At 62.5% G+C, this 3852-nt stretch carries 6 protein-coding genes; 2 read left to right on the top strand and 4 right to left on the bottom strand.

Annotated features, from left to right (window positions below; translation table 11 throughout):
• Positions 1–113: 113 nt before the first annotated feature.
• The gene (locus tag DH10_RS35515) at positions 114–275 is read right to left on the bottom strand and encodes a hypothetical protein (RefSeq protein WP_192257604.1); all 162 of its coding nucleotides are present in this window, start codon (positions 273–275) and stop codon (positions 114–116) included.
• A gap of 203 nt (positions 276–478) precedes the next feature.
• Between DH10_RS35515 and DH10_RS35510 the strand changes: the two genes are divergently transcribed.
• Both DH10_RS35510 and DH10_RS35505 read left to right on the top strand, forming a co-directional pair.
• Entirely contained in the window at positions 479–643 is a 165-nt protein-coding gene (locus DH10_RS35510) for a hypothetical protein (RefSeq protein WP_082953649.1), read from the top strand.
• 222 nt (positions 644–865) lie between these two features.
• Positions 866–1585, top strand: a complete 720-nt coding sequence (locus DH10_RS35505; protein WP_192257602.1) for a helix-turn-helix transcriptional regulator — start codon at positions 866–868, stop codon at positions 1583–1585.
• A gap of 69 nt (positions 1586–1654) precedes the next feature.
• On the opposite strand, the gene DH10_RS35500 is transcribed toward DH10_RS35505, so the two are convergent.
• The 3 genes from DH10_RS35500 to DH10_RS35490 all read right to left on the bottom strand — a co-directional run.
• Complete coding sequence (locus DH10_RS35500; protein ID WP_192257600.1) at positions 1655–2350, bottom strand: DUF1013 domain-containing protein; 696 nt, start codon at positions 2348–2350, stop codon at positions 1655–1657.
• 257 nt (positions 2351–2607) lie between these two features.
• Complete coding sequence (locus DH10_RS35495) at positions 2608–2748, bottom strand: DUF1127 domain-containing protein (protein WP_095778147.1); 141 nt, start codon at positions 2746–2748, stop codon at positions 2608–2610.
• 293 nt (positions 2749–3041) lie between these two features.
• The coding region (locus DH10_RS35490; RefSeq protein ID WP_192385929.1) for an NAD(P)H-quinone oxidoreductase at positions 3042–3852 on the bottom strand (811 nt) is incomplete at its 5' end.

Here is a 3852-nt window from a genome sequence, read left to right as displayed (position 1 = left end):
ACCGTTACCTATGTCTTCGGGCTGTACACGAGCCTGGGCGGAGCATCTCGTGGGATTTGTGTCGGGTGAGAATGGGCCTGGTTAGGTCTGTCGAGATTCAGGTCAGGCCGGCTCTATGCCCAATGCCCAAGCACAGCCGCCAGCGAGATCGCGACCATGGCAAGCAGCGCCAGCTTCCAGAAATCGCTGCGGCGCTTCAGCCCCGGCCAGCCGAGCGGCTTGATGATCTGGATCAGCATGATGCCGATGATGACAAGGGCGAGAAGTTTCGTCATGCCGCCTTTGATCAGTATCGCCAGCGGCTGTCAAAGCGGTTCTTGAGGCTTCCGGCAGCCGCATCGCTCCTGACAAACAACCGGGTTGCCCAGGGCCGCGCCAATCTTTCCAAGGCCTGCTCCGGGCGCTTGCCAGGCTCCTGACAGACTGCTGTCAGCAGGGGTGTGAGATACTCCTCTCATCGAAAAAGAGGAGTCTGGTCATGAACGGTTTTACGATACTGCGTAGCGTGCAGCACTATGTCGGCAAGATCCGCACCGTGCGGAACGAGATCCGCACCCAGCGTTTCCTAAACACTTTACCGGCGGACATTCGCAAAGACATCGGTTGGCCGGACCTTTATAATGGTCGCGTGCGTGAGAACTGAAATTTTTCGGCGCATGACTTGGATAGCGGCCGTGCCGCGCCCAGATGTAATGTCGGTTGAAACGCTGGGTTTCAGGAAAGACGCCGTTGTCTCGTGGTGGAGTGGCTGCAGCCTCCTGACAGTATGTTGTCAGGAGGCCTGCGTTATTGAAGCAGTTTCAAACCTGCGGGAACCGATTTTGGGACCGCGGCATGCATAGAACCGAAACCAAGGGGTCAAACGATGCGCCGCGCCGACAGGCTCTTTCAGATCGTCCAGCATCTGCGTGGCGGCCGGCTGGTCACCGCTCAGAAGCTCGGCACGTGGCTCGAGGTTTCCGAGCGAACGATCTATCGCGACATAGCCGACCTGCAATCGACCGGCGTGCCGATCGACGGCGAGGCGGGTGTCGGCTACATGATGAGGGAGGGTTTCGACCTTCCGCCGCTGATGTTCACGCGTGACGAGATCGTGGCGTTGGTTGCCGGCGCTCGCATGGTGCGTGCCTTCGGCGGCGCAGCGATGGCAAGGGCCGCCGACGAGGCGCTGGTCAAGATCGGCGCCGTGCTGCCCGACACGGAAAAGGACCGCATCGCCCGCACCGAGATCCACACGCCGATGTGGGTGGTGAGCGATGCCGCGCGGGAAGCGATCGATCTGATCGAGCGCGCCATCGAAAAGCGCCAGGTGCTGACCATCGATTATTCCGATGAAGCCGGACGTGGCACCGCGCGCGACATCCGGCCCTTGGGCCTGTGGTTCTGGGGCAAGGTTTGGACCTTGGTCGCCTGGTGCGAGATGCGCGACGATTTCCGCGCCTTCCGCATCGACCGCATCGCCTCGGTGGTGATTGCCGGCCGCATCTTCAAGCCGGAGCGCGGCAAGCAGCTTGCCGATTTCTACCGCGCCGTGGAGCGCAGCGAGGATTACGGCATGGCCCCGGACCGCGCCGCGCGGACATAGGTCCTCCCAAGCGACTGTCCGATAAAAAAGCCCGCTCAAGGCGGGCTTTTTTATCGAGTGTGGAACTGCTTATTCTTCGTCCTCGGGCTTGTCCTTCGACTTCAGCGCCGAAAGCTTGGCGAAGACGGCGTTGGCATCGAGCTCCTGGTCCTCATCTTTCGGCTTTTCCGGAGCGGGCACAAGCCGTTCCGTCAGCGCCGCCGGAAGCAGCGTGTCGCCGGCGACCGGCTGCGCCTGTTCGCGACCGCGCGAGGCGCGGTTTACTTCCAGGTCGAGGTCGATCTGCGAGGTCAGGCCCAGCGTCACCGGATCCATTGGCTGCAGGTTGGCCGAGTTCCAGTGCTTGCGCTCGCGGATCTGCTCGATCGTCGATTTGGTCGTGCCGACCAGCCGCGCGATCTGCGCGTCCTTGAGCTCGGGGTGGTTGCGCACCAGCCACAGGATGGCGTTCGGCCGGTCCTGGCGCTTCGACAGCGGGGTGTAGCGCGGCCCCTTGCGCTTCGACTCCGGCACCCGCACCTTGGGGTCGGACAGTTTCAGGCGATGGTTCGGGTCCTTCTCGCCGCGCGCGATCTCGTCGCGGGTGAGCTGGCCGGTCATGATCGGGTCCATGCCCTTGATCCCCTGCGCCGACTCGCCGTCCGCGATTGCCTTGACCTCCAGCGGATGCAGCCCGCAGAACTGCGCGATCTGCTCGAAGGAGAGCGCGGTGTTGTCGACCAGCCAGACGGCGGTCGCCTTGGGCATCAGCAGCGTATTGGCCATTTCAAAAATCCTTCTCGTTCGCCCGCGTTCCCGCGCGGGCGGTGGTTTTAGAGCCACCAAAATGGGAAATTCGCGGCCTGTATAAACGCTCCGTCACGATTTCGCAATGTTTTTGGGAAAGGCACGCCAGGCGACCCGAAAAAGACAAAACCCGCTGGACGGGGTCCAGCGGGTTCGGAACCGGAGACGAGCAAGCGTCTGCGACGGCTCTGGCTTCGAGGCCGCAGCCCGGCCTTGCGGCCGGGTCGCGCTTGAAATCAAAGAGCCTGGCGGGCGATACGCTCAATGTCGGCGCGGTTGATGCCGAGGTCGTTCAGCTGCCGGGCGTTCAGCTTGTTCAGCTCACGCACGGTCTCGTTGTAAAGGCGCCAGTTGCGGAAAGCGCGGATCGGGTTCATGTCAGTCCTCCATTCGTGGGGTCAATTGTTTCGATGCCGCGTAAATAGGCACCCTTGCCCACAAATTGAACGGACGCTTTTGCATGGCGGCAATGCATTTTGTGCATTGCAGCATTAAGCTTTATTGAACCTGTCGCTGGCGGTGCGCCTAGGATGTGTCGGATTCAGGTCAGGCCGAGCCGAAAATGGTGGCTACCGAGAACCGGAGCGGAGCGTACTTAACGCACATATGAGCACCGGAAGCGCAGGAAGCCGTCATTTGCAGGCCGGCATCACCTGAATCTCGGCGCATCCTAGCCGACGTCGAGCACGATCTTGCCGATATGCTCGCCCTCTTCCATGCGCTCATGCGCTCGCCAGGCTTCCGTCAGCGGGAAGATCATGTCCATGACCGGAGCGACCTTGCGGGTGCCGAGCAGCGGCCAAACCTGGGCCTCGAGAGCAGCCGCGATGGCCGCCTTGAATTCGACGGTGCGTGGCCTGAGCGTCGAGCCGGTATGGACAAGGCGTTTGACCATCAGTTTTGAGAAGTCGGCGGTCGCGACGGCGCCGGCCTGCACGGCGATCTGAACGATGCGACCTTCAACTGCCGCCGCCGAATAATTGCGCCCCACATAGTCGCCACCGACCATGTCGAGGATGACATCGGCGCCATTGCCGCCGGTCGCGTCCTTGACCTCGGCGACGAAGTCCTGCTCGCGGTAATTGATCACCCGGTCGGCGCCGAGCTTCAGGCAGGCATCGCATTTCTCCTTGCTGCCGGCGGTGGTAATGACATAGGCGCCGAACGCCGAGGCCAGCTGTATGGCGGTGGTGCCGATGCCGGATGAGCCGCCATGGACGAGCAGCGTCTCGCCCTTCTTCAGCCCGCCGCGCTCGAAAACATTGTGCCAGACGGTGAAATAGTTCTCCGGCACGGCGGCGGCCTCCGAATAGGTGAAGCCTGCCGGGATCGGCAGCACGCTGCCGGCATGGACCTTGACATATTCGGCATAGCCGCCGCCCGGTGTCAGCGCGCAGACCCGGTCGCCGATGCGCCAGCGCGATATCTCGTCGCCGAGCGCGGCGACCTCGCCAGCCGCCTCGAGACCGGGCAGGTCCGAG

Origin of the sequence: Mesorhizobium silamurunense (assembly GCF_014843825.1) — a bacterium.
Lineage (GTDB): Bacteria > Pseudomonadota > Alphaproteobacteria > Rhizobiales > Rhizobiaceae > Mesorhizobium > Mesorhizobium silamurunense.
Note: the sequence above shows the minus strand (reverse complement) of the source record. Positions and strands in the feature narration are given on the sequence as shown.